The 25,696-nt window shown below is 62.7% G+C and carries 27 protein-coding genes; 17 read left to right on the top strand and 10 right to left on the bottom strand.

What is annotated here, in order from left to right:
- Positions 1–157 precede the first annotated feature (157 nt).
- A complete protein-coding gene (locus NKJ15_RS28240; protein ID WP_352819110.1) occupies positions 158–1,390 on the bottom strand; it encodes an MFS transporter in 1,233 nt (410 codons plus the stop codon).
- 175 nt (positions 1,391–1,565) lie between these two features.
- Here NKJ15_RS28240 and NKJ15_RS28235 point away from each other — a divergent pair, with 175 nt between their 5' ends.
- From NKJ15_RS28235 to NKJ15_RS28215, 5 genes are all read left to right on the top strand, one after another.
- On the top strand, positions 1,566–1,853 hold the full coding sequence (locus tag NKJ15_RS28235; RefSeq protein ID WP_352819108.1) for a DUF3175 domain-containing protein: 288 nt from the start codon (positions 1,566–1,568) through the stop codon (positions 1,851–1,853).
- Between the two features lie 119 nt (positions 1,854–1,972).
- Positions 1,973–2,884, top strand: coding sequence for a myo-inosose-2 dehydratase (iolE, locus tag NKJ15_RS28230; RefSeq protein ID WP_352740682.1), 912 nt, complete (start codon positions 1,973–1,975; stop codon positions 2,882–2,884).
- A gap of 200 nt (positions 2,885–3,084) precedes the next feature.
- A complete protein-coding gene (locus NKJ15_RS28225) occupies positions 3,085–3,291 on the top strand; it encodes a LacI family DNA-binding transcriptional regulator (protein WP_352453276.1) in 207 nt (68 codons plus the stop codon).
- A gap of 4 nt (positions 3,292–3,295) precedes the next feature.
- Positions 3,296–4,762, top strand: coding sequence for a rhizopine catabolism transcriptional regulator MocR (gene mocR / locus NKJ15_RS28220; RefSeq protein ID WP_352740684.1), 1,467 nt, complete (start codon positions 3,296–3,298; stop codon positions 4,760–4,762).
- 193 nt (positions 4,763–4,955) lie between these two features.
- Complete coding sequence (locus NKJ15_RS28215; protein WP_352465253.1) at positions 4,956–5,321, top strand: GFA family protein; 366 nt, start codon at positions 4,956–4,958, stop codon at positions 5,319–5,321.
- A gap of 31 nt (positions 5,322–5,352) precedes the next feature.
- Here the strand turns inward: NKJ15_RS28215 and NKJ15_RS28210 are convergent, their stop codons facing one another.
- Together NKJ15_RS28210 and NKJ15_RS28205 are read right to left on the bottom strand one after the other, a co-directional pair.
- On the bottom strand, positions 5,353–5,796 hold the full coding sequence (locus tag NKJ15_RS28210; protein ID WP_352542451.1) for an SRPBCC family protein: 444 nt from the start codon (positions 5,794–5,796) through the stop codon (positions 5,353–5,355).
- A 169-nt stretch (positions 5,797–5,965) separates the two neighbouring features.
- Positions 5,966–7,210 carry a DegT/DnrJ/EryC1/StrS family aminotransferase gene (locus NKJ15_RS28205; protein WP_352819106.1) on the bottom strand — a complete coding sequence of 415 codons (1,245 nt, stop codon included), beginning with the start codon at positions 7,208–7,210 and terminating at the stop codon, positions 5,966–5,968.
- A gap of 362 nt (positions 7,211–7,572) precedes the next feature.
- On the opposite strand from NKJ15_RS28205, the gene NKJ15_RS28200 reads away from it, so the two are divergent.
- The 5 genes from NKJ15_RS28200 (at position 7,573) to NKJ15_RS28180 (ending at position 12,818) form a co-directional block, all read left to right on the top strand.
- Positions 7,573–8,547: a polysaccharide deacetylase family protein gene (locus NKJ15_RS28200; RefSeq protein ID WP_352819105.1), complete on the top strand. Its 975-nt coding sequence runs from the start codon at positions 7,573–7,575 to the stop codon at positions 8,545–8,547.
- A gap of 67 nt (positions 8,548–8,614) precedes the next feature.
- Positions 8,615–9,583 carry a rhizopine catabolism ABC transporter substrate-binding protein gene (locus tag NKJ15_RS28195; RefSeq protein ID WP_352542454.1) on the top strand — a complete coding sequence of 323 codons (969 nt, stop codon included), beginning with the start codon at positions 8,615–8,617 and terminating at the stop codon, positions 9,581–9,583.
- Positions 9,584–9,730: 147 nt separating this feature from the next.
- Positions 9,731–10,846, top strand: coding sequence for an ABC transporter permease (locus NKJ15_RS28190; protein WP_352465372.1), 1,116 nt, complete (start codon positions 9,731–9,733; stop codon positions 10,844–10,846).
- A 32-nt stretch (positions 10,847–10,878) separates the two neighbouring features.
- Positions 10,879–11,691 carry an ATP-binding cassette domain-containing protein gene (locus NKJ15_RS28185; protein ID WP_352647081.1) on the top strand — a complete coding sequence of 271 codons (813 nt, stop codon included), beginning with the start codon at positions 10,879–10,881 and terminating at the stop codon, positions 11,689–11,691.
- A 32-nt stretch (positions 11,692–11,723) separates the two neighbouring features.
- On the top strand, positions 11,724–12,818 hold the full coding sequence (locus NKJ15_RS28180; RefSeq protein ID WP_352819103.1) for a Gfo/Idh/MocA family protein: 1,095 nt from the start codon (positions 11,724–11,726) through the stop codon (positions 12,816–12,818).
- Positions 12,819–12,830: 12 nt separating this feature from the next.
- On the opposite strand, the gene NKJ15_RS28175 is transcribed toward NKJ15_RS28180, so the two are convergent.
- The 6 genes from NKJ15_RS28175 to NKJ15_RS28150 all read right to left on the bottom strand — a co-directional run bounded on the left by NKJ15_RS28175 (position 12,831) and on the right by NKJ15_RS28150 (position 18,843).
- Positions 12,831–13,700, bottom strand: coding sequence for a polysaccharide deacetylase family protein (locus NKJ15_RS28175; protein WP_352503161.1), 870 nt, complete (start codon positions 13,698–13,700; stop codon positions 12,831–12,833).
- Positions 13,701–13,730: 30 nt separating this feature from the next.
- Positions 13,731–14,582, bottom strand: a complete 852-nt coding sequence (locus tag NKJ15_RS28170; RefSeq protein ID WP_352542457.1) for an ATP-binding cassette domain-containing protein — start codon at positions 14,580–14,582, stop codon at positions 13,731–13,733.
- Positions 14,579–15,712: an ABC transporter permease gene (locus NKJ15_RS28165; protein ID WP_352684775.1), complete on the bottom strand. Its 1,134-nt coding sequence runs from the start codon at positions 15,710–15,712 to the stop codon at positions 14,579–14,581. Before NKJ15_RS28165 ends, NKJ15_RS28170 begins: the two co-directional genes overlap by 4 nt.
- Before the next feature lie 125 nt (positions 15,713–15,837).
- Positions 15,838–16,830 carry a substrate-binding domain-containing protein gene (locus tag NKJ15_RS28160; RefSeq protein ID WP_352542459.1) on the bottom strand — a complete coding sequence of 331 codons (993 nt, stop codon included), beginning with the start codon at positions 16,828–16,830 and terminating at the stop codon, positions 15,838–15,840.
- A gap of 207 nt (positions 16,831–17,037) precedes the next feature.
- Positions 17,038–17,811 (bottom strand): FadR/GntR family transcriptional regulator, encoded by a 774-nt coding sequence (locus NKJ15_RS28155; RefSeq protein WP_352647061.1) that lies wholly within the window; start codon positions 17,809–17,811, stop codon positions 17,038–17,040.
- Positions 17,812–17,841: 30 nt separating this feature from the next.
- The gene (locus tag NKJ15_RS28150) at positions 17,842–18,843 is read right to left on the bottom strand and encodes a LysR family transcriptional regulator (RefSeq protein ID WP_352819102.1); all 1,002 of its coding nucleotides are present in this window, start codon (positions 18,841–18,843) and stop codon (positions 17,842–17,844) included.
- Between the two features lie 110 nt (positions 18,844–18,953).
- Here NKJ15_RS28150 and NKJ15_RS28145 point away from each other — a divergent pair, with 110 nt between their 5' ends.
- The 5 genes from NKJ15_RS28145 (at position 18,954) to NKJ15_RS28125 (ending at position 23,134) form a co-directional block, all read left to right on the top strand.
- The gene (locus tag NKJ15_RS28145) at positions 18,954–19,568 is read left to right on the top strand and encodes a nitroreductase family protein (protein ID WP_352819100.1); all 615 of its coding nucleotides are present in this window, start codon (positions 18,954–18,956) and stop codon (positions 19,566–19,568) included.
- Positions 19,565–20,422, top strand: coding sequence for an EamA family transporter (locus tag NKJ15_RS28140; protein WP_352819098.1), 858 nt, complete (start codon positions 19,565–19,567; stop codon positions 20,420–20,422). The genes NKJ15_RS28145 and NKJ15_RS28140 overlap by 4 nt, the downstream gene beginning before the upstream one ends.
- Positions 20,423–20,631: 209 nt before the next feature.
- A complete protein-coding gene (locus NKJ15_RS28135; protein ID WP_352819097.1) occupies positions 20,632–21,240 on the top strand; it encodes a hypothetical protein in 609 nt (202 codons plus the stop codon).
- Between the two features lie 3 nt (positions 21,241–21,243).
- Positions 21,244–22,320, top strand: a complete 1,077-nt coding sequence (locus NKJ15_RS28130) for a helix-turn-helix domain-containing protein (RefSeq protein ID WP_352819095.1) — start codon at positions 21,244–21,246, stop codon at positions 22,318–22,320.
- A 325-nt stretch (positions 22,321–22,645) separates the two neighbouring features.
- Positions 22,646–23,134, top strand: coding sequence for a nucleoside deaminase (locus tag NKJ15_RS28125; RefSeq protein WP_352819093.1), 489 nt, complete (start codon positions 22,646–22,648; stop codon positions 23,132–23,134).
- A gap of 81 nt (positions 23,135–23,215) precedes the next feature.
- Here NKJ15_RS28125 and NKJ15_RS28120 read toward each other — a convergent pair whose 3' ends face one another.
- Positions 23,216–24,112, bottom strand: coding sequence for an NAD-dependent epimerase/dehydratase family protein (locus NKJ15_RS28120; RefSeq protein ID WP_352748959.1), 897 nt, complete (start codon positions 24,110–24,112; stop codon positions 23,216–23,218).
- 152 nt (positions 24,113–24,264) lie between these two features.
- On the opposite strand from NKJ15_RS28120, the gene NKJ15_RS28115 reads away from it, so the two are divergent.
- Both NKJ15_RS28115 and NKJ15_RS28110 read left to right on the top strand, forming a co-directional pair.
- Positions 24,265–25,203, top strand: a complete 939-nt coding sequence (locus tag NKJ15_RS28115; protein ID WP_352819092.1) for an NAD(P)-dependent oxidoreductase — start codon at positions 24,265–24,267, stop codon at positions 25,201–25,203.
- 167 nt (positions 25,204–25,370) lie between these two features.
- A partial coding sequence (locus tag NKJ15_RS28110) for a hypothetical protein (RefSeq protein ID WP_352819090.1) occupies positions 25,371–25,696 on the top strand: 326 nt, incomplete at its 3' end.

Raw genomic sequence — 25,696 nt, 5'->3', positions numbered from 1 at the left:
CCGGGCAACCGCCCATACGCGACCGTGAAACGATGTTCAGCGTTTTTGAAACTGCTGCCATGCCAAACTGGCCCGTTGCCACACCTTGTCTGGCGTCGCGCAGCCTTCGGCTGTTGTCAAGCGACGGCCGGAGAGACTGTATCCGTACCGCTGTGCTTCAGGCCGCCACAGCAGCGCTGCGCCGGGCCTTCCACAGCAGCAGCACCATGGCCAAAATATTCAGCAGGTTCCAGGCAATGCCGTTGAGGAACGCGGCGGCATAGGAGCCGGTCAGATCGTAGATCCAGCCCGACATCCAGCCGCCGATCGCCATGCCGAAGATGGTCGCCATCATGACGATGCCGACGCGCTGGCCAGCTTCCTTGGCTGGCATATATTCGCGCACGATGATCGCATAACAGGGCACGATGCCGCCTTGCGACAGGCCGAAAACCAGCGAGACGACATAAAGCGAGGCAAGCCCGTCGAACGGGATATAGAACAACAGCGACAGGCATTGCAGCACCGAGCCGATCAGCAGGGTTTTCACACCGCCGATGCGATCGGCAAGGAAACCCGAGCCAAGCCGGCTGACGACGCCCGCCGCCAGCATGATCGACAGCATATCGGCGCCATGCGCCACGCCGTAGCCGAGATCAATGCAATAGGCGACGATATGGACTTGCGGCATCGACATCGCCACGCAGCAGCCGAGCCCGGCCACGATGAGCAGCGCCTGCAAGGCCGCCGGCGACAGGGAGATCGGCTGAACCACGCGGCTGCCCGGCGATCCCGGAGCCGCCTGGGGCGGTGCGCCGCGCCGGAGCAGCAGGATCAAGGGCACCATGGTGACCAGGCAGACAACGCCGATCGCGGCATAGGTGAAGCGCCAGCCCTCGGTCTGCATGACATAGGGCATCGCCGTCGGCCAGATCGCTCCGGCGAGATAGTTGCCGGATGCCGCAGCCGTCACCGCGACGCCGCGGCGCCGGTTGAACCAGTGCGAGATGTCGGCGATCAACGGCCCGAAGATCGCCGACGAGCCAACGCCGATCAACAGGCCCTGGACGAGGGTGAACTGCAGGATCGAACTGGTCAGCGACGCCAGCAGGAAGCCGGCGCCAAGTGTAATCGCGGCAATCAGCGCCGGGATCCAATACCCCATGCGGTCGATGGCGCGGCCGAACAGCACATTGCCGGCGGCAAAGCCGACCATGGTCGCGGTGTAGGGCATCGAGGCAGCGGCGCGATCGACGCCGAATTCTACCTGCACGGCAGGCAGCACCACGACCACCGCCCACATGCCGACCCCGCCGATCGTTGCCAGCAGCATCGAGATGCCCAGCCGTATCCAGGCATAGGCACTGTCGATGCCGGAACTTCCTGCCTGGCTTGAGACGATTGGGGTCAAGAGCGTTTCCTGTCCGCAGTTCTTGAATCGGCGGTTCTGACCACTATCGGCGCATTCGCATCGCCGAGCAGCGCCACGACAGGCAAATCCGTGGCTCCAGGGATTCGGGCCGAAGTGGAACAGGGGTGCGCCATAAGACGTTTTCCCGGCAACGACCTAGTGGAAGGAGTTTGCCATGACCGCGCAACGGAAATGGTCCGCCGACGTCACCGGGCATAGCGACGCGCTGGACCTCGAGGAACACATCTTCGAATCCCACGATCCCAAGAAGATCGCCGCCTCGTTGAAGCGCTCGGCCGAGCACAGCGACCGGCGCAAGGCGGGGCCGTTTCAATCCGCCATGTCGATGCTGAATTTCTACATTAACCGCGCCGGCAAGAACCTGCCGGCGGCGCAGAAGAAAGTGCTGGAGGACGCAAAGGACGAACTGCGCACCCTTTTTGGCCGCCCAAAAGAAGACTAGAATGGGTTACCATCGACTGGTTCTGCCAGATTCGGCTGAACTGGACCTAGTGACAGGGCCTCTTTGTCGCCAGTCTGCAGGCTCGGCTTGTATTCCCAAGCCCGCAAAAGCCTGGCGTCATGACGGTCAAGATCGGCATCAATCCCATCACCTGGAGCAATGACGACGTTCCGGCGCTTGGCGGGGATACGTCCTTGGAGACCTGCCTGTCGGAAACCGCGCTGGCCGGCTACCGCGGCACCGAACTCGGTGGCAAATTTCCGCGCCAGGCTGAAGTGCTTGGGCCGCTCCTGTCTTCCTATGGCCTGGAACTCGTCTCCGGCTGGTATGATGGCCGCATTCTCGACCGCACGGTCGACGAGGAATTCGCGGCGATCACCCCACATCTTCAGCTGTTGCGAGACCTTGGCGCCAGGATCGTCGTCTACGCCGACACCTCGCGCGGTCGCCATGACGGCATTTTCGCACCGATCTCCGAGCGTCCGCGCCTCGCCGACAGGGACTGGCCGTCCTATGGCGAGAAACTGACCGCCCTCGCCGACCGCATGGCCGCATTCGGGGTCGGCATGGCCTTCCACCACCACATGGGCACCATCGTCGAGACGGACGATGAAGTCGACAGGCTGATGGCGGCGACGGGCCGAAGCGTCGGCCTTTTGTTCGATACCGGCCACTGCCTGTTTTCGGGCGGCGACCCGCAATCGCTGCTGCAACGGCATCTCGACCGTATCGTGCATTTCCATTGCAAGGATGTTCGCAGGGCGATGCTGAAACGGGCACGCCGCGAGGACATGAGCTTCATGGCGGCGGTAATGGACGGCATTTTTACCGTGCCCGGCGACGGCTCGGTCGATTTCCTGTCATTGCTGAAGCCCCTCGCCGCGCGCGGCTATGAAGGTTGGCTCGTTGTCGAGGCCGAGCAGGATCCGGCCAAGGCGCATCCGCTGACCTATGCCAGCAAGGGCTATTTCTCGCTGCTCGCCACCGCCCGCGAGGCCGGCTTCGAAGTGGCGACGCGGCAGGCAAACTGACCGGCCCGCATTTGCGAGCCGGGGGACACGATGAGCGCGCGCCGCGATGGGGTTAGCGACGCGAAAGCGCCCGGCGATCCGCGCCGCCTTGCTCCCTGCGCGGCGCGGATCGCAGAATCCCGGCTCTGGATTGCAAACCCCGACTTTCAAGCTTGAGGCCGACCGGAAGCCGTGCCTTGATGCAACCGAGGAGGAGCGATATGGCTTTCGAAGCTGCGCTTGGCATGGAACGGCTTTGCACCATCCGCGAGATTGCCGAGAAGGCGGAACTTGGCGCCGCCACCGTGCATCGCGCGCTGAAGAACAGCCGCGAGATCCGTCCCGAAACCAGGCGGCTGGTGCTCGACACCGTCTGCCGGCTCAACGAGGAAAAGATCGCCCGCGCCGCCCGGTTCGTCGGGGGATAGTGCCTTGCCCGACCACATGCGCCTTTCCCTCGACATCATGTCGGTCGACCGCGCTTCGGAAGAACCGATGCATCGTCAGATCTACGGCGCCTTGCGACGCTTCATTCTTGACGGCCAGATCCCGCAGAACACGCTGCTGCCGTCGACGCGCTCGCTGGCCGAAGATCTGAAGGTCGGGCGCAACACGGTCATCGCCGCCTATGACCAGCTCCTTGCCGAAGGTTTTATCGAGGCGCGTGCCGGATCGGGCACCTGGGTGGCGCCGATCCAGCAGAACCGCCCCTTGGCATCCCTGCGCGCCGGACTGGCAGCGCCGCAAAAGCTGTCGCGGCGCGGTCAGACCATCGTCAACGGCCCGCAACCGCCGCGTAATGCCGGCGTCATCAATTTCCATCCCGGCGTGCCTGAAACGGCATCGTTTCCGTTCACCATCTGGTCAAGCCTTCTGGTGCGCAATGCACGCAGCCGCGACGATAGTCTGCTTGGTTATCTCTCCTTTGCCGGTCACCCCGGCCTGCGCCAGGCCATTGCCTCGACCATCGGCCTGTCGCGCGGCATCAGTTGCACCGCCGACCAGGTGATCATCGTCACCGGTGCGCAGGCAGCGCTCGATCTGGTCTCGCGCGTGCTGATGGACGAAGGCGACCATGTCTGGATGGAAGAGCCCGGCTATCTCGGCGCCAAAAGCGCCTTTCTCGCCAGCGGCGCCAAGCTGGCACCGTTGAAGGTCGACCGGCGCGGCTGGCATCTTGCCGATCCGGAGCTGCCGCCGCCGCGGCTAATCTATGTGACGCCATCCTGCCAATGGCCGTTCGGCACCATCATGCGCATCGAGGAGCGGCTGCAACTGCTCGACATCGCCGAACGCAACGGCGCCTGGATCGTCGAGGATGACTATGACGGCGAATACCGGTTCCGCGGCCGGCCGGTGCCGGCGCTGCGCGGGCTCGACCATGCCGACCGCGTCGTCTATATCGGCAGCTTCGGCAAGACGCTGATTCCGGCGCTGCGCATCGGTTATCTGATCGTGCCGCGCGAATTGTCGGTTCCGTTCGACCGGGCGGTGAGCATCACCGGCCAGTTCGCGCCGCTGATCCTGCAGGCAACGGTCAACGACTTCATCATGCAGGGCTATTTCGCCACGCACCTCAAGCGCATGCGCCGGCTCTACGCGCGCCGGCAGGCGAACTTCGTCAAGCTGTGCCAGGAGCATCTGGCCGAATGGCTGATCGTCACGGAAAACGATTCCGGCATGCAGCTGCTGGCGAGCTTCGTCAGGCCCTATAAGGACAGCGACGTGGTCGCCGCCGCCCTCAAGGAGGGGCTCGACGTTCAGGGCATCTCCATCAACTATCATTCCACTGAGCCCGAGCACGGCCTGCTGCTCGGCTATGCGGCGATGGACGAACGTCAGATCCTGCGCGCCGTTCTGGCGTTGCGCGCCGCGTTCCTAAGATTGGATAGAAGCTAGAGCCAGGCTCTCCATCTCGTTCACCGCGGGGTTGAGTCGGTCGCCCGCAGTGATTAGGAATATGGGGCGTCGGTCCTTGTTTTCGGCGTTCGCGCAAAGCGCGCTTCCCAAGGCCGAACCTCCCCGAAAACCAGAAGCATGCCCACCGCCGGTATTGGCGGGCAACGCATTCATCTGAACCATGAGGATTGCCATGAGAACCGCATCCTGTGCCTGCGGGCAACTGAGGATCTCCTGTAACGGAGAGCCGCAGCTGGTCGCACAGTGCCACTGCCTCGATTGCCAGAAACGGACCGGCAGCACATACGGCGTCGCCGCCTTCTTTGCGCGCGACAAGGTAGAAGCCGAAGGCGACGCCAGTACCTACAGGCGATCTGCTCGGAGCGGCCACCATGTCACTTTCCATTTCTGCCCGGGCTGCGGCTCGAGCGTCTTCTGGGAGCCCGAGCGAAAGCCTGAATGGATCGCCGTCGCGGTCGGCTGCTTCGCCGATCCCGCCTTTCCGGCCCCGGCGCATGTTGGGTGGGAAGACCGGCGTCATCCCTGGGTTTCCGGTTAGCGACGCCAACCCGCCAGCGCAGCGCTTTACCTTACTGGTTGATCTCGGGTTCAACGAGCTTCGCCAGATTTCGCAGCGACTCCTGCCAGCCGAGATAGCAGGCCTCAACCGGGATGGCGTCTGGGATACCTGCCTGCGTGATATTCACTTCGGTGCCGACCGACACTTTCTTCAATGTCACGGTCACCTCGATCTCGCCGGCCAGGTTGGGGTCGTCGAACCGGTCGGTGTAACGCAGTCGCTCATTGGGCACGAGCTCGACATATTCGCCGCCGAACGAGTGGCTGTCGCCGGTGGTGAAGTTGCGGAAGGACATTTTGAACGCACCGCCGACTTTCGCCTCGAAGTGATGAACCGTGCAGGTGAAGCCGTTCGGCGGAAGCCATTTCGCAAGTGCATCCGCTTCAAGGAACGCGCGGTAGACTTTCTCCGGGCTGGTTGTCAGAACGCGGTGCAGCCGTACGGTGCCGGGCATATCGTTAATCCTCCGTGTTGGTGATCGATGCCCCCTAGGACGAGCGGAGCCCGGCCTATCCGACACGGGCCCGCGGATTTTTTGGCGGCCGGTTATGCCGGCCGGAATCCTCGGCCGGCCACCGGACAAGGAACTCGACCGCAGGGTAGCAAACCGCGCCGGATCTGGTCTAGTTCACACTGTCGAACTTCTGCAGATCAACCGGTGCCGCCTTGCGCAATTCGATATCATCGAGCGAAGCATTCTCCAGCGCCACCCGCGCCGCCGCGTCGATGTTGTGAATAATGTCCTGAATGTCGGTATCGCTGTGCGCCGGGTTCATGGCGACCATCACGGTGCGGTTGAGGATGTCGAGCGAGCGCTTGCCGAGGTCGTCGGGATAATCCAGCCGCAGGCCCTGGTTCTCGGGCAGTGCGTAAGGATTGAGCGCCGGGTGATGCGCCCCTTCATGCATCAGCACCTGGTCCCACTGGGTGAAATTGTGACGGCCGGTCTTGCCGGCAACGACGCTCGGAATGGTCTTCGAAAAAGTCTGCGCCGCCTGCTCGCTCGGCAGCAGGTACATCACCTGTGCGGCACAATCGTCGTCCGCGCTGTTCATCGGCGACGGCGTCAGCCCAAGATTGCTAAGGTGGTGGGTACCGGCCAGCACCGTCTTCTTCTCGGCTCGCATCGCCTCGATGATGCCGTCCAGCCGGTCGAGTTGGACGTTGAGCATCGCCCCCATCAGTTCGGAAGCACGCGCGCCGATGCCGGCGAAGGGTTTGATGCTGTCGCTTCTGCCCTGCCAGTAGAAATGGCAAGGGTCGATTGCGCAGCGCGCCCGTTCCGCCACTTTCGGGTCGCTGGTGGCGATACCGCCGCCCTCGCCCGAGGTCATGTTCTTGAAGTAGTTGAAGGAATAAGCGCCGGCATGGCCGATCGAGCCGAGCTTGCGGCCCTCATAGCCGCCGCCGATGCCTTGGCAGACATCCTCCAGCACCAGCAAGCCGCGCTTGGCAGCAATGTCCATGATCGCATTCATGTTGCAGGCCGCGCCCCACATATGCACCGGGATGACCGCCCTGGTGCGCGGCCCGATGGCATCGCGCAGGGCGGTGGGATCGATGGTCAGGCTCTCGTCGATGTCGACGATGACGGGAATGGCCCCGACCGACAGCACCGCGGTCGCGGTCGCCATATAGGTGTGCGCCGGCACCAGCACTTCGTCCCCCGGGCCGATGCCGAGGCCGATCAGGCCGGCGGCGAGCCCATAGGTGCCGCTGGCGGCCAGCGCGAAATGCTCGACGCCAAGATGCTGCGCATAGCGGGCCTCGAAACGGTCGCATTCGCTGTCCCTGCCGTAACGAAACAGCGCGCCCGAGCGGATCACCCTGGCAATGGCTTCGATTTCCTCTTCGCCGGCGGTGTACATGACAGGCCTCCAGTCACTTGATAGTGTGGGTCACTTGATAATGTGGTCGCTTGATGGTGTGGACAGCTGTAGGCTTGTCGGCACGGTTTGAAAGAACCACTCCGCCGCTATTCGACCAAGCCATCTGCGCCCGGAAGACGGTTCCTGTGACTGGTTTTGAACCGTGATTGGGGGAATCGGCAGCTAAGTGTCTCAGCCGGCAGGCAAATTGTACCCATCCGAATTCGCCAAAGTGGCCCTGTCGGAAAGGCAGGTTTCGGCGTTCCATTCCGGCCAGTTGGGCAAACGGTTGGTTCCATGAAATACGGGACACACTTTGGAAGACCCTCGAAACCGGCGTGCCGGCGGAAAGGCGGCCGTTCGTGAACGCCGCCGGCTCCAGCAAACGGATCGTACTCCACGAGGACGATGTCGGCATGTGCCACGGCGCCAACAGCGCCTTCCTCGAATTGAGCGGGCTGGGTGTCTGCAGTTCCGGCGCGGTGATGGTGCCGTGCCCGTGGTTCCTCGAAATGGCCGAAAGCGCCGCCGCCAACCCTGCCCTCGACCTTGGCGTTCACCTGACGCTGAACAGCGAGAAGCAGCACTACAAATGGCGGCCCTTGACCGCACCGTCGCGGGCGGCCGGCCTGACCGACGAGTTCGGCTTCTTCTGGCCCGATGTGGCGACCACGCGCCGCAAGGCGGTGCCGCAGGCGGTCGAGGCCGAGCTTCGCGCCCAGATCGACACCGCCTATCGCGCCGGCATCGACGTCACCCACCTCGACGCGCATATGGGAGCGGCATTGTCGCCGGAATTCTGCAACATCTACATCAAGCTCGGGCTCGAATATCAGCTGCCGGTGCTGCTGACCAAGACGCTGTCCGCCTATTCCCCCAACGACAATCTGGTCGGCGTCACCGAGGAGGCGTTCCAGCGCGGCGTGGCGCTGGCCCGTGCCGGCGGCTTTGCCATTTTCGACGCCGCCATCCAGACGACCTGGGGCCGGCCGCGCTCCAGGCCGATCGAGCCGGCTTACAAAGCGCTCATCGACGGTGTGCGCGACGGCCTGACCTTCTTTTGCCTGCATTGCAACGCGCCCGGTGACCTCGAGCTGATCGAGCCGCGCTCCGCCTATATCCGCACCGAAGAGTACGAGCTGTTCCGCGACCAGGGCTTTCGCGACTGGCTCGCCGCACAGCCGATCGACGTCATCGGCATGAAGCCGTTGCGCGAGGAGCTTCGCGCAGCGCTCTCGGCGGGGCGATCATCAACAACAACCCGCGGCAACACCGCGGACGAACAGCGATCGGCGTCGGCAAAGGCCCGCAAAGCGGCCACCCGATCCGCAACGTGAGCCGATCGTCGCGGCCGGAAAACGGCGCCAGAGGGATTGGAACTGCAACGACAAATGGGAGAATAAGATGAAAACTCTTCTGAAAGTGGCATTGGGCGCCTTCGTTTCGGCGGGCCTGATGACGGGTATCGCGCATGCCGCGGGCCTGAAGGATCCGAAGGACGTCCGCATCACCTTCGTAGTGCATGGGTCGGCGTCCGATCCCTATTGGTCGGTGGTCAAGCGCGGCGTCGATGACGCGGCCGCCCTTACCGGTGCCAAGGTCGAATATTACGCGCCGCAGGTCTTCGACGTGGTCGAGCAGGCCCGGCTTCTCGACGCCGCTATCGCCACCAAGCCGGACGGTATCGCCGTCTCCATCGCCGACGCCAATGCGCTCGGCAAATCGATCAAATCCGGGCTTGCCGCCAATATTCCCATGGTGGTTCTGGATTCCGGCGAAAAGGAAGGCGCCGAGCTCGGCACGACGCTCTATGTCGGCACCGTTTCCGAATATGATTCCGGCAAGAAAGCCGGCGAGCGGCTGGCCAAGGAAGGCACGCTCAAGGTCGTCTGCATCAACCACGAGGTCGGCAATGTCAGCCTCGACCAGCGCTGCCAGGGCCTCAATGACGGGCTGAAGCCCTCCGGCGGCGGCACCGAGGTTCTGGCCGTGGCGCCGGATCCCGCAGACATCCAGCGCCGCACCGAAGCCTATCTGTCGGCGCATCCCGACACGCAGGCCGTCTTTGCGCTCGGCGCCACCGCCGCCAACCCGCTGATCCCGATGTTTCGCGACAAGGAACTGTTCGGCAAGCTCAAGCTCTACACATTCGACATCAGCCCGGAGGTCCTCGATTCGGTCGTGGCCGGCGAAATGGGCTTCGGCATGGACGCCCAGCAATATCTGATGGGCTATCTGCCGGTGATCTATCTGGTCGAGCAAGCGACGCACGGCTTCTGGCCGCAGAACAACGCCTATACCGGACCGCTGTTCATAGACTCGCCGGAAAAAGCCAAGGCGATCCTGGCGCTCGCCAAAGAGGGCATCCGCTAGGCAAGCGCTCCGACGGAACGGGAGAATGCGCCAAGCGCTCTCCCGTTCCTTCGAAGATTGCGAATTGAGCGATTGGAGAGCCTAATGGCGGTCGTGGAAGACAAGGCTATATCTCCGGGCGAACTGAAGGCGACCGACCGCTTCGGCATGACGTCGAAGCGGGCCGCCGGCGCCGACGAGCGGCTGGCCAGCACCGGCAAGCTGACCCAGTGGCTGCGCCGGCCGGAAGCCGGTGCCGCCGGTGGGCTGCTTGCGACGATCATCATCTTTGCGCTGCTGCCGGGCGCGGCAAACCTCTATTCGCTGCAGGGATCGATGACATTCCTGACGCTGTCGGCGGAGCTCGGCATCGTCGCCACCGCGGCAGCACTCCTCATCATCGCCGGCGAGTTCGATCTTTCGGTCGGCTCCATGGTCGGCTTTGCCGGTGTCGTCATCGGGCTGACGGTGAAGTACTGGGGCCTGCCGCTATGGGGCGGCATCGCCTGTGCCTTCGCCGTTGCCATCCTCACCGGCTATCTCAACGGCCTGATCGTGGTGAAGACGCGCCTGCCCTCCTTCATCGTCACGCTCGCCACCCTCTATATCCTGCGCGGACTGTCGATCGGCATCACCCGCGCCGTCACCGGCCGCACCCAGATCCCTTACATACTCGAAGGCGTACCGGACCCGGCAACGGCCGGCATTTTCAACGGCCATCTGCTCACCGGCCTGTTCCGCTGGATGGGCGCGCAAGGCTGGATCGCCACCCGCAGCGACGGCATTCCCTTCGTCGCCGGCATTCCGATGTCGATCGTCTGGTGGCTCGGCCTGACGGCGCTGGCCGGCTACGTGCTCACCCAGACGAAATACGGCAACTGGATCTTCGCCACCGGCGGCGACCTGATCGCAGCCCGCAACGTCGGCGTGCCGGTCGATCGCGTCAAGATCAGCCTGTTCGTCTACACCGCCTGCGCGGCGACGCTGCTTGCCACCATCCAGGTGATGGAGGCGGGCTCCGCCGACACCACGCGCGGCCTGCTCAAGGAATTCGAGGCGATCATCGCCGCCGTCATCGGCGGCGTGCTGCTCACCGGCGGCTACGGCACCGTCTATGGCGTGCTGTTCGGCGCGCTGATCTTCGGGCTGGTGCAGATGGGCATCTTCTACACCGGCATCGACACCGACTGGTTCAAGGTCTTCCTCGGCATCGTCATCCTGATGGCCGTGCTGGTCAACAACTACATCAGGCTGAAGGCGCTCGGCCGCGGAGGTGGCAAATGACCGAACCGGCCCAAATGACCGAACCGGCCCAAATGACCGAACCGGCAATGGAACTGCGCGGCGTCAGCGTCAATTTCGGCTCGGTGCGCGCCCTCCAGAACATCGACATCAAGGTCTATCCGGGCGAGGTCCACTGCCTGCTCGGCGATAACGGCGCCGGCAAGTCGACGCTGATCAAGGTTTTGTCCGGCGTCTATCGGCCGAGCAAGGGCGAAATCCTGGTCGACGGCAAGCCGGTCACCTTCCGCAGCCCGCGCGACGCGCAGGAGCTCGGCGTGGCAACGGTGTTCCAGGACCTCGGCATGATCTCGCTGATGTCGATCACCCGTAACTTCTTCCTCGGCCGCGAGCCAACCAAAAGCAGCCTGCCCTTCTCGCGCATCGACAAAGAGCGCGCCAACACCATCGCCAGGCAGGCGATGGCCGATATCGGCATCGACGTGCGCGATCCGACGCAGGCCGTCGGCACGCTGTCGGGCGGCGAGCGCCAGTCGGTGGCGATCGCCCGCGCCGTGCATTTTGGCGCGCGCGTGCTGATTCTCGACGAGCCGACGTCCGCACTCGGCGTCCACCAGGCGGCGATGGTGCTGAAGTTCATCATCGAAGCACGCATGCGGGGTTTGGCCGTGATCTTCATCAGCCACAACATCCACCATGCCTATCCGGTCGGCGACACCTTCACGCTGCTCAACCGCGGCCGCAATCGCGGCACCTACGCCAAGTCCGAGATTTCGCGCGACGAGGTCATCTCGATCATGTCGGGCGGCGAGGATCTGAAAGCGGTCGAGGCGGAGATTGCCGGCCTGCTCGCCCAGATCGGCAACCGGCCGCCTGCGGCGCCTTGAGCTGACAATCGGACATTGCGGGGAATGATCCAATGAGCAGGATACGCGTCGGGGTCGTCGGCGCCGGCATGATCTCGCAGGTCGAGCACATCCCCAATCTGCTGCGCCTCGGTGAATTGTTCGAGCTGGTCGGGGTCGCCGATCCCTCCAGGATTTCGCGGCAGTTCGTCACCGACACCCATGGCATTGCCAATTTCGAAACAATCGACCAGCTCTTCGACCAACGCCTCGACGCGGTGGTGATCGGCTCGCCGGACCCGCTGCATCACGAACAGGTGCTGGCGGCGCTGGCGGTTGGCCTGCACGTCTTTTGCGAAAAACCACTCTGCTATCCGCTGGCGGAAATCGCCGGGATCATCGCCGCGCGCGATGCCGCCAGGAAAATCGTTCAGGTCGGCTATATGAAGCGCTTTGATCCGAATTACCGGCTGGCGCTCGCTTCGCTGCCTGGAACATCGAGCACGCTGCGCGCGGTCTCGGTGGAGGTAAACGATCCCGACGCCTGGCCGTTCATTGCCCATCAGCCCTACAGGCGCGGTACCGATATCCCACAAGACATGGTCGCCACTGTCGCCGCAAAGCAGAAGCGCCAGGTCGAAGAGGCCGTCGGCGTGCATCTGACCGATCTCGCTTTCCGTGGATTTACCGGCGCTTACAGCTCGGCCTTGATTCACGATGTCAATGCCGTCCATGGCCTGCTCGATGCGCTCGGCGTGCCGGACGGCGAGGTCGTCGGCGCGCAGATCTTTGCCAATGGCGACGGCGGCCAGGGCGCCGTCAAGTTGCTGGACGGGCAGGCGCTGTGGACCATGACGCATCTCACCGTGCCCAAGCTCGCCGACTACAAGGAGCGGATCACGCTGTTCTTCGACGATGCCAGCCTCGAGCTCGAATTCCCCTCGCCCTGGCTCAACCATCATCCGACCCGGCTGACGGTGACGACCTCGGACGGTCACACGCTGTCGAAGAAAGATTTGCGGGCCGGTTACGCCGAAGCCTTCGTCGAGGAGATGCGTGGCTTCTGGGCGGCGATCGTCAATGGCGATGCCGTCGTCAACCCGCCCGAACACGCCGCCCGCGACCAGGCGCTGCTGATCGGGCTGACCCGGCGGCATCTGGCCTCATAAGATCGTCGGCTTTCAGATCTTGGCGGCGCGCAGTTCATCACGCATGCCGCGCATGCCGATCACTTCGATGTCGAACTCGCTGATCCACGCCTTGACGCGCGCCGTCTTGAACAACGCGTATTCCTCGGTCCGCAGATGGGCATCCGGAGGATTGATCGCCTCGAAATCGCCTACCGTGTTGAAATGCAGCGACAGGAAACTCAACCCCTCCGGGATTCTGGCAAACATCGCGTGGTAGGCCGTCTGCGCATCCGTCTTGCGCGCCCAGGGCGTTTCCAGAACGATGTCGAACACCGGTTCGCCTGCCGCTTGCGCCTTTACGATTTCGGCATCGTAGCGGGCGATGTCCAGCTCACCGGCATAGCTCGCCGGGTTGTAGCCCGACAGGTCCTTCACCAGCAGCGCCGGCAGCCGGTATTCCCGGCCGAGCTTGCGATAGATGGCGATGAATTCCGGCATCTGCGCCGTGCCCATGTGAGCGTCGAGATGGGTGATGTCGATGCCGGCAGCGATGGCGCATTCGATCTGCGCACGCAGTTCCGCTTCCACCGCATCGGGATGGGCTTTGCGCGCCTGCGGTACGGTCGGCCAGAAATAGCCGAACTCGTCAGTCATCGCAGCCGATTTGGGCGGGTTGGTCAGCGGACGCCAGCGATACGGCTTCTGCTCGCTGGTCAGCGTCAAGTGCACGCCGAGGTCGAAATCGGGATTGGCGACGGCGATCTGAGCGGCTTCCGGGAACCACGGGCATGGCGCCATCACCGAACCGGAACTGCATGTGCCGAACTTCGACAGTTCGAAAAACGCGACATTTGCGCCATGGCTCATGCCGACGTCGTCCTCGTGGATGACGACACGCTTCCTTGCGGTCTTTACGGTCATTTCCTGCTCCTGAACTGCTGCATTGTCATCTCACCCGACACGGGCAACGAGGTCGGTCAATTCGTCGAGCTCGATCTCGTCACGCCGGAACCGGCCCGCCACGCGCCCCTGCGCCAGAACCACCAGATCGTCGGCCACCGAGAGCGCGTGACGGAAATTGTGGGTGATCAGGATGACCGCCTGGCCCTGCTCGCGTGCCCTGAGAATGTGCTCGAGCACCCGGCCTGCCTGACGCACGGCCAGAGCCGACGTAGGCTCATCCAGCACAAGCAGCGACGATCCGAAGAACATGGCTCTTGCGATTGCCAGGGACTGGCGTTCGCCGCCGGAAATGTTGACGCCGCGTTCGTCCAGGCCGCGTTCCCAGCGCACCCCGAGCTGATGCAGCGCCGAGCGCGCCATGTCGTCGGCGCGTTTCATGTCGAGCCATTTGAACGGTCCGAAACCTTTCAGCGGTTCGCGGCCGAGCACGACATTGCGTGTGACCGACAGCAATTCGCAGACGGCAAGGTCCTGGAACACCGTGGCAATGCCGCGTTCGCGCGCCTGAGCCGGGTTGGCGAAAGCCACCTTCTCGCCGTTGAAGCGCAATTCTCCCCTGTCCGGCGGGAAGACGCCGGACAGGATCTTGATCAAGGTCGATTTGCCGGCGCCGTTGTCGCCCAGCAGCGCCAGGATGCGTCCGGCATAGGCGCTTAGCGACACGTCGACCAGCGCGGTGGTGGCGCCGAACCCTTTCGACAGGTTGACAGCCTCGATCACCGGCACCGCGCCGGCAGCGACCGGCTCGACCGGAGGGCGGCGAAGGGTCAGGTCGTCGGAGCCGCTGCCGGCCGGCAGCCGGGCCCCGCGCTGGGCATCCAGGCCAGACGGCTCGCTCATCGCGTCTTCTCCTTCGCCAGGCTGCCGGCGGGCCGTATCTCCGCCGTTGCGGCGTTGCCGGCAATCGCCGCGTCGGCAGCACTGCTGTCGCGCTTGAAGCCGCCCATCGGCCTGGATTTGGCGATGCGGCGCGCCACCGAGGTATTGAGGATGACCGCGCCGACGACAATGACGCCGGTGAGCGTGCGGAAGAAATGGCCGGGAGCGCCTGCCAGCACCAGGCCGACCTGGATCATGCCGAAGGTGACGGCTCCGAGAATGGTGCCGATGACGCTGCCGTAGCCGCCGGCCAGCAGCGTCCCGCCGATAACTGTAACGGCTACCGCCTGCAGTTCGATGCCCTCGCCGCGCAATGCGTCGACGGAGGAAAAGCGGGCAACCTGGATGACGCCGGCGATGGCTGCTAGCGCGGATGTGATCATGAACAGGATGACGGTGACGCGGTCCACCGGTACGCCGAGATTGCGCGCCGCCTGTTCGTTTTGGCCACGTGCCTGGATCCAGTTGCCGAACCTGGTGCGCGCCAGCAGGAAGGTGCCTGCCAGCCCGATTGCCAGGAACCACAGCATCGACATACGAAAGCCGGCAAGCAGCGGACCCGCCATTATGGCCTTGAATCCAGGCGGAATGGCGACCGTCATCGGAAAGCCGCCGGTCAGCGCGATCAGTATGCCGCGCCAGATCAGCATGGTGCCGAGCGTCACGACGAAGGAATGGATGCGGAACCTGACCACGATCATGCCGTTGGCCCAGCCAAGCGCGGCTCCGACGGCCACCGCGACCGGCGCGGCGACGATCGGTGGCAGGCCGAAGTCGCGCATCAGCACCACGCAGACGAACGAGGTGAGTCCGAGCACCGCGCCCACCGACAAGTCGAAGTGACCGCCGATCATCAGCAGCGTGACGCCGACGCTGACGATACCGAGTTCGGCCGCGACGGCCATGATGCTGATGTAGGACAGCCTGGTGGGGAAAAGCTGCGGGCTGAGCGCGGTGAAGACCAGGAACAGGATGACGACGGCCGCGATCGACGTCGCCTCCGGCCGCAGCATCAGCCGTCTCAGCGCCTCGCCGGCGACCACACGGGAGGAAGGCTTGTTGGCCGCATTCGGCCCGGGCTGTTCGTTCATGCCGTCACCCCGATACAAGAGTGGCCACGAAGATGGCGAACGGGCGGCTTGGCCGCCCGTCCTGGACGCGTGCTAGGTTTTTGCTGTCGTCCAAAAACCACTGATGGACTTTTGGGCGGCGTGCATCAGCGATAGCCCTCCTTCACCAATGCCGAGACGCGCTCCACATTGTCCTTGTCGACGACCGTCGGACCGGTCAGGAAGTAGTTACCTTCGATCAGGCCGTATTTCAGGTAGTGGGTCAGGAGCAGCACAGGCATGTAGCCGCGCCAGAACTGCTGCTGGTCGATGGTGAACGCCTGCCGGCCATCCTTTATCGCATCGAGCGATTGCGCGACGATGTCGTAGCCGGTGAGCACCAGGTCGTCCCGGCCGCTGTCTGCCTTGGCGGAGAGGAAACCGTCGATCACGTCGCATGTGCTCGTGGCTGCGGCCGTATCGGGGTGCACGCGCAGGTAATTTGACAGCGCTTCCGCCTGCTGGCCCGGATCCATGGTCAGTTCGAGGAAGTCGGCCTCGATGCCGGCCTTCTTGAGCTCATCGATCTGCGACGTCGCCCTGAGCTGGCAGCTCGCGTCGCCCGGCTGTTGATTGGCGACCACGACGCGGCCCTTGACGCCCATCGAGACCAGTCGCTGCGCCGTCAACTTGCCCGCCGCCGCTTCATCAGATCCGGTGCGGAACAGGAAGAAATCGTTGGGATCGCGCACTTGCGAGCCGGACGGCGGCGCGGCGGCGCTGCCGAAGGCAATGCCGGCTTCCTTGGCGCGCGCGGCGACATCGGCATAGGACGAATCCTCGGCGAAGGCGCAGATGGCGATGCCGTTGGCCTGGGCGGCGATCGCCTCCTCGATCTTCTGCACCTGGTTTGGAATGGTAAGCTGATCCGGGAAAATATAGGTGACCTTCACGCCGAGGTTTTTGCCGGCCTCCTCGGCGCCGCGTGCCAGATAGCCATGAAAGCCCGTCGGTGCGGCACAGCCGACAAAATAGATCGAGATATCCTTGTCCTGCGCCATGGCCGCTGCGCCGAAGACCGGCAGCAAGGCCACCGCCGAAATGGCGACAACCCGGCTGACGTGGAAGCCAATTTTCGATAGCCCATTTTTCATGCTCATGCCGATTTCCCCTATGCTTGTTGTTAAGGTCGACCCAAGCGACTTGCGCATCTGGAAGCTAATCGGCAGCCGGTTCGTCAAACAGACCCATTTCGTATCGATTGACGGGAACCATTCGTGCCGAAACCTCGCCGGCAAACATTGGTCAAGCGCGCACCATCGGCGGCCGCACCGACACAATCCGACTGTTTGAATGTGTGGCGGCGGCTACCTGGACTTGATGACGCTGTCGGTATTGGCCAGCAGCTTGCGCACCGCATTGCGCGCCGCGTCCGGCCGCTGCAGCCGGATGCTCTTCTCGATTGCCTCATGCAGCCTCTGCGCATGCTGCAAATCGTCGAGTTCACGGGTGGTATAAGCAAACAGATGATCGAACGCCGATTCGATCAGCACGCCGAGCGGCACCAGCAGATCGTTGCCCGAGGCGCGCAGGATGGCGAGATGAAACCGCGTGTCGGCGCGCGTCCGCTCCTGCAGGTTGGTCGCCTCGCCCATCTCGCGGCAGGCCTGGCTGATCTCGGCCATCTGCTCATCGGTGCGCCGCATGGCGGCAAAGGCGCTGGCCTCCGGCTCGATAATGTGGCGGAACTCCTGCACGGTCCTGAGGAACACCTCGCGGTCCGGCGAGGTCGCGTACCAGGCCAGCACATCGCGATCGAGCAGGTTCCAGCGTTCCTTCGGCTCGACCCAGCTGCCGATTTTGGGACGTGACGACAGCAGGCTCTTGGCCATCAGCATTTTTATGGCTTCGCGCACCGCCGAGCGGCTGACGTCGAAGGTCTCGGACCATTTGGCTTCGTTGGGCAGGATGGTTCCCGGCGGATAGTCGCCGCGCACGATCCTCAGCCCGATTTCGTTGGCCAGCGACGCATGCACGCTCGACCCCGGTATGCGCGCCGCATCGGCCCGGCGAATACCGCTCGTGCGTTCGGCGAACGCCTCGGCCGCTATCTTTCCCTTATTCGGCTTGGCGTCCTGCATAGCTCCACAAAGTCCGGATTTGGAGGCGTGTCAAGGAGATGAAATCGCCGGCAATATCTCAGCTTGATTTTCCGCCTCCGTCCCCTCGCCGACACCGCGCTTTGCCAAGCGTTCACGCCGGGGAGGCACGAACGGTTTCTCTTTGTTCCGGCTGAATTCCTCGATCAGGAAATCAAGGAAGACGCGGATTTTCGGGGCAAGATGCTGGCGTGCCGGATAGACCGCGTAGAGCGTGGTTTCGACCTTGTCCCAATCATCCAGAGCCGATTGCAGCCGGCCTGCTTTAAGGTCGCTCTCGACATAGGGATAAGGGATCAGGCTGACGCCGAAGCCGGCGCGCAGCGCATCGCGCACGGCAAGGCTTGACGAGACCGTATATCGTCCGTCGATGGCGATCCGCTCGGCGCGGCCGTCCTTGCGGAATTCCCATATGTCCGCATGCCCCGAGAGGCTGAACCGGATGCAATTGGCCGCCTTCAAATCGGCAGGCGTTTTGGGCCGGCCATGCTCCTCGAAGTAGGACGGAGCTGCGCAAAGCACGTGCGGCATGACCGCAAGCTTTCTGGCGACCAGACTGGAATCCTCGAGATTGTCGCTGCCGCGAATGGCCAGGTCAAATCCCTCCCGCACGATATCGACGCGTCTGTCGTCAAGATGCAGATCGAGTTTCAAATCGGGATAACGCGATAGAAACGCGGGGATCGCAGCCGAAAGCCGCGTCAACGTGACAGTCATCGGCGCGCTGACCCGCAACGTGCCGCTCGGCGCCGTCTTGATCGGGCCGAGCACCTGGTCGGCCCTGGCCAGCGCATCGAGCCCCTGCGTGACATGCTCCAGATAGATCCTGCCCTCTTCGGTCAGCGCCATGCGCCGCGTTGTCCGGTTGATGAGCCGCACCCCCAGATGCGCCTCCAGTTCGGCGATGTTCTTGCTGACCGCGGGAGGAGAGAGACCGAGCCGCCGTCCAGCTTCGGCAAAGCTGTTCAGTTCCGCCACCTGGCGGAAAACCTGCAACGCCGTCAGGCGATCCATCGCACCATTCTCTTCCAGTAAATAATGTCTTGCAATTGTTGCATATTATCGCTCCTTGGTAAATTCTCTATCTGCTTCCCGAACGACTTTCTCAGTTTCGGAATGACATGATGACCAACCCCGCAATTTCCCTTATCGAGCGGCGCATGTCGGCCAATCGGTTCGATGCCTCGCACGAATTGACGGACGCCGAGATCGAGGAGCTGGCACGTCTCGCAACGCGAGCGCCAAGCGCCTACAACCTTCAGAATTGGCGGTTCATCGCGGTGCGGACGCCGGAAGCAAAGGCACGATTGCGCAGCCTCGCCCATGGCCAGGCCAAGGTGCAGGAGGCAGCCGTCACCTTCATCATCTGCGGCGTACTGCCCGACCACGCTGCCCTCGATGCCAGGCTCCGTCCGTTCGTCGAAGCCGGCTTCATGCCGGCGGATATGGCTTCGGGGTGGCGGGAGGGCGCCCGCGCCCAATATGCCGATCCTCTAGCGGCCCGCGACGAAGCCGTGCGCTCGGCAACGCTTGGCGCCGCAACGCTGATTTTCGCGGCCGAAGCGCTGGGGCTCGTCTCCGGTCCGATGGCAGGCTTCGATGCCGAAGGCGTGGCCCGCGAGTTTGGCCTTGTGCGCAATGAAATGGCGGTGATGCTCATCGCGGTCGGCCGCGCCGCGCCCGGAAACTGGCCGCAAAAGCCGCGCCGCCCTCTTGCCGAAGTTCTGGAAATCTTATGAAGACGCACCGTTCCGATCTGCTGCTTACAGCCATCGCACCGGCAATATGGGGCAGCACCTATATCGTCACCACGCAGTTCCTGCCGAACTTCTCGCCGATGACGGTCGCAATGCTGCGTGCCCTGCCCGCCGGATTGCTGCTGCTGGCGATCGTTCGGCAATTGCCGACGGGCATCTGGTGGCTGCGCAGTTTCGTCCTCGGTGCCCTCAACATCTCGATCTTCCTGAGCATGTTGTTTGTCGCCGCCTACCGGCTTCCGGGCGGGGTCGCGGCGACCGTGCTGTCGGTCCAGCCATTGATTGTGATTTTCCTCGCTGCTGCCCTGCTTGCCAGCCCTGTCCGCCGGTTGGCGATTGTCGCCGCCCTTGTCGGGATCGCCGGTGTTGCATTGCTGGTGCTGACCCCGAACGCGACGCTCGATGCGGTCGGCGTTGCCGCCGGCCTCGCCGGGGCGGCCTCAATGGCCTTCGGAAGCGTGTTGAGCCGCAAGTGGCAGCCGCCAGCATCGCTGCTGGCCTTTACGGCATGGCAACTGACTGCCGGTGGTCTCCTTCTCGTTCCGGTGGTCCTGCTTTTCGAACCACCCATCCCGTTCCCGACCGCGGCCAACCTGGTTGGACTGGTGTGGCTCGGCCTGATCGGTGCGGCGCTGACCTATGTCCTCTGGTTCCGAGGCATTGCACGACTCGAATCTTCGGTGGTGTCATCGCTGCTTTTCCTCAGCCCGGTGACCGCCGTGCTGCTTGGATGGGTATTCCTGGATCAGACGCTGACCTTGCCCCAGATCGCCGGCGTCGTTTTCGTCATCGGCAGCATCTGGCTGGCTCAACGGCCTAGCCGCAGTTCCGGGTGAACTGAAACCCACGATGCGAGTGATTGCGGATCGACTGCCCCTCGCAGAGCAAATGAAGAACCTTCGCGCAGTCAGAAGATGAAAGCTTTTTCATACTGACCAACATGCATGACCACATGAGGCAGTCAAGAATTCTGTCAATTTTTCTCTTGATTTTGGTATGTGCCTGCCTGATACTGGCCCACGAAGCAAAGGAGAATCGGTCGCGCATGTTCCCCACTGAGCCGTTCATTCGCCATGTCATTGGCTCCTACGAGCCGGAGCTGTGTACAATCATCCGAGCGGCATGGGACAAGCTCTCCCGCAATCCCGATCGCGGTTCCTTCGACCTGAAGCGCACCATTGCCGTCAACATGCACCAGAATGTTATGAACGCAGTCCGTTCAGCCTACGCAGACGCCTCCGAGGTTCGGTTGCTTGAAGGTTATGAGACGATCCGCCTGCTGCTGAAAAAGCAGGTGGTCGTGCGTTTGAAAAAAATGGATAGGCGCGGCTATACGCGCGCGCAGCCGACGCAGGCAACCTTGGCGTTCACCAATGTCTGCTCGCTGCCATACGCACACGATGAATTCCCTGAAATCCATACCGTCGACTTCGGGTACGTCCTTAACGAACTGGAAACCAAGATTGACACTATTCTTGTCGCGGCTCGGTTCGGAGAGTCGGTGATCTGGAGCTACGTAGCCAACGATGATGCCGAGGACGCCCCGGTCGTCGGAACAATTTCGCCGCCGCTGGCGCCGGCATCGGGCACAGCAGCAACTATCATCAAGCTTCCGGTCACCCATAAGGACCGGAAAAACGACCAGCAGAAGTAAGTTATGTCCGGCTTTAATGGAGCAATGCTGCGCTTGGCGCGGCAGTTTCGGGGATTCCACCAGAAGGAACTGGCGGATCGCATCGGCGTTGATGCGGCCATATTGTCGCGTGCTGAGAATGGCGCGCTTCAGCCCTCACAGGCTGTAATCGAGAGCTGCGCCGAGGTGCTGTCGGTCCGCACCGCCTTTTTCGAAAAGAACTATCATCCGTCTGGTATCCCGCTCAGCTTTCACCCGATGTGGCGCAAGAGGCAGTCGGTATCTCAGCGCGAGATCGACCGGGTGTTGGCGGGAGCCAATGTTCGCGCGATGCATCTTCGGGAACTGATGCCATCGATCATCTTCGAGCCCGAACTGAAACTCCCGCAATACGAGCCCGGAGAATACGGCAGGAACTGTCGCGAGATTGCAAAGCTTGTACGCCGAGCATGGAGCATTCCTGCCGGACCGCTGGTCAACCTGACCGATTTTGTCGAGCGCGCTGGCATCTTCGTCTTTCATACAGATTTGGAGAAGATCGACGTTGATGGCCTAACACTACGGCTTGCCGGCTTGCCTCCAATCGTCGTTTTGAACGGCAACTTGTCGGCAGACCGGATGCGCTTCACGCTGGCTCATGAGCTCGCACACCTGGTTATGCATAGTGTCCCTTCGCCAGAAATGGAGAAGGAAGCCAATGAATTTGCCAGCGGTCTTCTGGTCCCCGCCGACGATATCCGCCCGTACTTCAAGGGACGCCGCATCGACCTGCAATTGGTGGCAAGACTTAAGCCTGAATGGCGGGTGTCGATGGCGGCTCTTTTATACGCTGCGGACGAGCTCGGTTATGTCGGACCGGGTCAGAAGCAGCTCTTGTGGAAGCGGTACAGCGCCATGGGATACAAAAGTCGCGGGGAGCCGCAAGAGCTGAATTTCCCGGCCGAGCCGACGACGCTCTATCGTCGTCTCATTGACGCTCACATGAACGAGCTTGGCTATTCACTGGACGATTTGGCCGACTTGTTCGCACTCTGGCCTGATGACATTTGCACGATATACGGAATTGAAAAGCCCCGCGCTGGTCTACGACTTGTTCAATGAACGTGACCAGCGGGGGTTTGCTGCGCGTCTCGCTATGGCTGATCTTTCATCGGCATCAAGTGATTCAGCGCGAGCTTTTATGCGGATCAATCCACCGCTGCGGCCCTCTTCGCCACCTCGATTTCTGAAGCACCTTCTGGCAATTCGGTGGTAGCCAAGTCCACGATGTATTTGGCGAGATGGTTGGCGTCGTGCGGGCGCTTCGAGCTGAATATGGCATTGCATAGGTCACTTCAAAGACCCGATTTCAGTCTGACCCACTGTCGACTTGTATCGGCGGATTGTCCGGCACTATGGTCAAGCGGCACTGCCGGAGGGTCTGCCGATGCCACAACGCCCTTATGATGAGCGCCTGCTCCGTCAGGCGTTCGAAGTCGCGCGCAAGGCCCGCGATGCTGGCGAACATCCCTTTGGTTCGCTGCTCGCCGACAAGGACGGCAATGTGTTGCGCGAGCAGCCCAACGCTTACAAAGCCGGCGGCGGCGACCGCACCGCTCATGCCGAAAGGCTGCTGGCCTCGTGGGCGGCGATGAATGTCAGTCTCGAAAAGCTGGCTTCCTGCACCCTCTACACGTCGGCCGAACCTTGCGCGATGTGCTCCGGGACAATCTATTGGGCGGGCATCGGACGGGTCGTTTTTGGGCAGAGCGAACACGACCTCAAGCGGTTGACGGGTGCACATGTCGAGAATCCCACGCTCGACCTGCCCTGCAGGATCGTCTTCGAAGCTGGGCAGCGTCCGACTGAAGTCATCGGCCCGCTGCTTGCCGATGAAGCGGCGCAACTGCAGGCCGAATTCTGGAAGGACAAGTAGCTCAATTGCCGCGCGGCAAACGAGCGGGTGCCAGCCGCAATTCGGGGCTGGCCCAGTGCCGGTTCGCGTCAGCTGCGCCCGTCAGCTCGTCTTGACATATTTCCGCCAGCTGTGCTCCGGCCGAAAGCCGAGCATGTCACGCGCCTTGCGGTTGGAGAGCAGCGTCTCGTATTCGCCAAGTTCCCCCTTGACCGGCACATCGGGATAAAACCGCTTCAGCAGTTCGGTTGTCGGCAGGTCGGACGAGGTGTCGTCGTTGGCGGCGTTGAACACCTGATAGCCGAGCCCGTCCTTCTCGATGGCGCGCAGCGTGATCTGGCCGAGATCGCGCGCGTCGATATAGCTCCAGGCGATGCGCTTGCGGAAACCCGGATCGGCGAACCATTTCGGAAACAGCGAATATTCATGCGGCTCGATGACGTTGCCGATGCGCAAGGCATAGATGTCGAAGCCGCTGCGCAGCGCAAAGGCGCGCGCCGTCTTCTCGTTGACGACCTTGGACAGAGCATAGCTGTCCATCGGGTCGACGTCGTACGCCTCGTCGAGCGGAAAATGCGTCGGGTTGCGCGGCTCGTTGGCGAAGACCAGCCCGTAGGTCGTTTCGCTGGAGGCGATCACCACCTTGCGGATGCCGAGCTTCACCGCAGCCTCGATGACGTTGTAGGTGCCGAGCGCGTTGATGCGGAACACCTCATTGTCGGGCGTGATCATGATGCGCGGGATCGCCGCGAAATGCACCACGGCATCCACCGGCTGCGTGCGCAGCGATGGGTCGAATTCATGCAGGCCGATATAGCTCGACAGCGCATTGAACACCTGCCCGCTGTCGGTGATGTCGGTGATCAGCGTGCGCACCTTGGGATTGTCGAGCGGCTTGGTGTCGATGTTGAGCACCTGGCAGCCCTGCTCGACCAGATACTGCACGACGTGGCGCCCGGCCTTGCCGCTGCCGCCGGTGAACATGATCCGCTTCGTCATTTTGCTCTCCACATTCCCTAAGATTCATGTGTATTGTCAGACAATATCGAACTCTGCAATCGCCTGCCATGGCATGCGGCAAAAACCCGCTTCAACAATTCGCCGGCAAGCTGCAGCGCCGTCATCCATCACTGCAAATAGGACGAAACGACATGAACACGACTGCCGCGAGCGAAAAGATCGGCTTCATCGGGCTTGGCCTGATGGGGCACGGGATCGCGAAGAACATCGTCGACAAGGGTTATCCGCTGACGTTTCTCGGCCGCAAGAACCGCAAGCCGGCAGAAGACCTGCTCGGCCGCGGCGCCAAGGAAGCGGCAACCTCGCGCGATGTCGCGGCGGCATGCGACATCGTCTTCATCTGCGTCACCGGCTCGCGCGAGGTCGAAGCCATCATCCGCGGCCCAGGCGGCCTCAAGGAAGGCCTGAAGCAGGGATCGGTTGTCGTCGACTGCTCGACCTCTGATCCCGTTTCGACGGTGGCGCTGGCCGCCGAACTCAAGGCGCTCGGCGTCGCCTATGTCGATGCCCCGCTCAGCCGCACCCCGAAGGAGGCTTGGGAAGGCACGCTCGACGCCATGGTCGGCGCGCCCGATGCGGTCTTTGCCCGGCTGAAGCCGGTGCTCGAAACCTGGGCCGGGCGTATCGTCCATATCGGCGACACCGGTGACGGCCATCGCATGAAGCTGCTCAACAATTTCATCTCGCTCGGCTACGCCGCGATCTATTCCGAGGCGCTGGCGCTGGCGCAGAAGGTCGGCATCTCGCCGCCGCGCTTCGACAGCGTCATCCGCAACGGTCGCATGGATTGCGGCTTCTATCAGACCTTCATGCGCTGGACGCTGGAAGGCGACCGCGACGCGCACAAATTCACCATCGCCAACGCCTTCAAGGACCTCACCTATCTCGAATCGATGGCGGGTGCTGCCGGCATCGTCAACCCGCTCGGCAACGCCACCAAGAACGCCTTCGCCGGCGCCTTTGCCACCGGACCTGCCGATCAATATGTGCCGATGCTGGCGACGCATATCGGCAAGGTCAACGGCGTCGACCTGATGCCGACCAGGGATGGGAAAAAGCAGACGATCTGAGAACGTTGGGATTAACGCCTGGGAGTGTCGCAACTGCAAACGTTCGCTGCCGACAACCTACATCCGCCAATCTCCAACGCTGGCTATTAGCATATGACACCACACCTTCGTCATCCCAGGGCGGAGCAGGAGCGAAGCGACGTCGCGCAGACCCTGGGAGCCATGCCGTGACATCAGCCGAAGAATGCAGCGGCTCAGAACGGCGCTTGTATCCGCCATTGCGCTCGTCGCCCTTCTACCATGACCGCGAGCCAGAAGCTGCGGAAGCGCTGGCTCCGCCAATGGAAGACCGAATTGATCGAGACGACCAGTCCCAGAGTGCTTCGAGCTTTTTCGCGGGACCGGGTGGCAGCGTTTGGTTCTGGTCTGCTGGAGCACTGCCGCAAGGTAACGGCATGATGGGGTGGACGGCGCCCGACGGCATCGGATGTGCCAGAATGAGTTCGTTGAGATCTCAAACAAGGGAGCCGTCCGTGGAACACCTTATCCGTAT

The organism is Mesorhizobium sp. M0207, from assembly GCF_040321995.1.
Classification (GTDB): Bacteria; Pseudomonadota; Alphaproteobacteria; order Rhizobiales; family Rhizobiaceae; genus Mesorhizobium.
Note: the sequence above shows the minus strand (reverse complement) of the source record. Positions and strands in the feature narration are given on the sequence as shown.

Bases quoted from the DNA above. Each gene is read 5' to 3' on its own strand.
- NKJ15_RS28235 (WP_352819108.1), top strand. From the start codon at position 1,566: ATGACCGCGCAACGGAAATGGTCCGCCGACGTCACCGGGCATAGCGAC.
- iolE (WP_352740682.1), top strand. From the start codon at position 1,973: ATGACGGTCAAGATCGGCATCAATCCCATCACCTGGAGCAATGACGAC.
- NKJ15_RS28225 (WP_352453276.1), top strand. From the start codon at position 3,085: ATGGCTTTCGAAGCTGCGCTTGGCATGGAACGGCTTTGCACCATCCGC.
- NKJ15_RS28215 (WP_352465253.1), top strand. From the start codon at position 4,956: ATGAGAACCGCATCCTGTGCCTGCGGGCAACTGAGGATCTCCTGTAAC.
- NKJ15_RS28210 (WP_352542451.1), bottom strand. From the start codon at position 5,796: ATGCCCGGCACCGTACGGCTGCACCGCGTTCTGACAACCAGCCCGGAG.
- NKJ15_RS28205 (WP_352819106.1), bottom strand. From the start codon at position 7,210: ATGTACACCGCCGGCGAAGAGGAAATCGAAGCCATTGCCAGGGTGATC.
- NKJ15_RS28195 (WP_352542454.1), top strand. From the start codon at position 8,615: ATGAAAACTCTTCTGAAAGTGGCATTGGGCGCCTTCGTTTCGGCGGGC.
- NKJ15_RS28190 (WP_352465372.1), top strand. From the start codon at position 9,731: ATGACGTCGAAGCGGGCCGCCGGCGCCGACGAGCGGCTGGCCAGCACC.
- NKJ15_RS28185 (WP_352647081.1), top strand. From the start codon at position 10,879: ATGACCGAACCGGCAATGGAACTGCGCGGCGTCAGCGTCAATTTCGGC.
- NKJ15_RS28180 (WP_352819103.1), top strand. From the start codon at position 11,724: ATGAGCAGGATACGCGTCGGGGTCGTCGGCGCCGGCATGATCTCGCAG.
- NKJ15_RS28175 (WP_352503161.1), bottom strand. From the start codon at position 13,700: ATGACCGTAAAGACCGCAAGGAAGCGTGTCGTCATCCACGAGGACGAC.
- NKJ15_RS28170 (WP_352542457.1), bottom strand. From the start codon at position 14,582: ATGAGCGAGCCGTCTGGCCTGGATGCCCAGCGCGGGGCCCGGCTGCCG.
- NKJ15_RS28165 (WP_352684775.1), bottom strand. From the start codon at position 15,712: ATGAACGAACAGCCCGGGCCGAATGCGGCCAACAAGCCTTCCTCCCGT.
- NKJ15_RS28160 (WP_352542459.1), bottom strand. From the start codon at position 16,830: ATGAGCATGAAAAATGGGCTATCGAAAATTGGCTTCCACGTCAGCCGG.
- NKJ15_RS28155 (WP_352647061.1), bottom strand. From the start codon at position 17,811: ATGCAGGACGCCAAGCCGAATAAGGGAAAGATAGCGGCCGAGGCGTTC.
- NKJ15_RS28150 (WP_352819102.1), bottom strand. From the start codon at position 18,843: ATGGATCGCCTGACGGCGTTGCAGGTTTTCCGCCAGGTGGCGGAACTG.
- NKJ15_RS28145 (WP_352819100.1), top strand. From the start codon at position 18,954: ATGACCAACCCCGCAATTTCCCTTATCGAGCGGCGCATGTCGGCCAAT.
- NKJ15_RS28140 (WP_352819098.1), top strand. From the start codon at position 19,565: ATGAAGACGCACCGTTCCGATCTGCTGCTTACAGCCATCGCACCGGCA.
- NKJ15_RS28135 (WP_352819097.1), top strand. From the start codon at position 20,632: ATGTTCCCCACTGAGCCGTTCATTCGCCATGTCATTGGCTCCTACGAG.
- NKJ15_RS28130 (WP_352819095.1), top strand. From the start codon at position 21,244: ATGTCCGGCTTTAATGGAGCAATGCTGCGCTTGGCGCGGCAGTTTCGG.
- NKJ15_RS28125 (WP_352819093.1), top strand. From the start codon at position 22,646: ATGCCACAACGCCCTTATGATGAGCGCCTGCTCCGTCAGGCGTTCGAA.
- NKJ15_RS28120 (WP_352748959.1), bottom strand. From the start codon at position 24,112: ATGACGAAGCGGATCATGTTCACCGGCGGCAGCGGCAAGGCCGGGCGC.
- NKJ15_RS28115 (WP_352819092.1), top strand. From the start codon at position 24,265: ATGAACACGACTGCCGCGAGCGAAAAGATCGGCTTCATCGGGCTTGGC.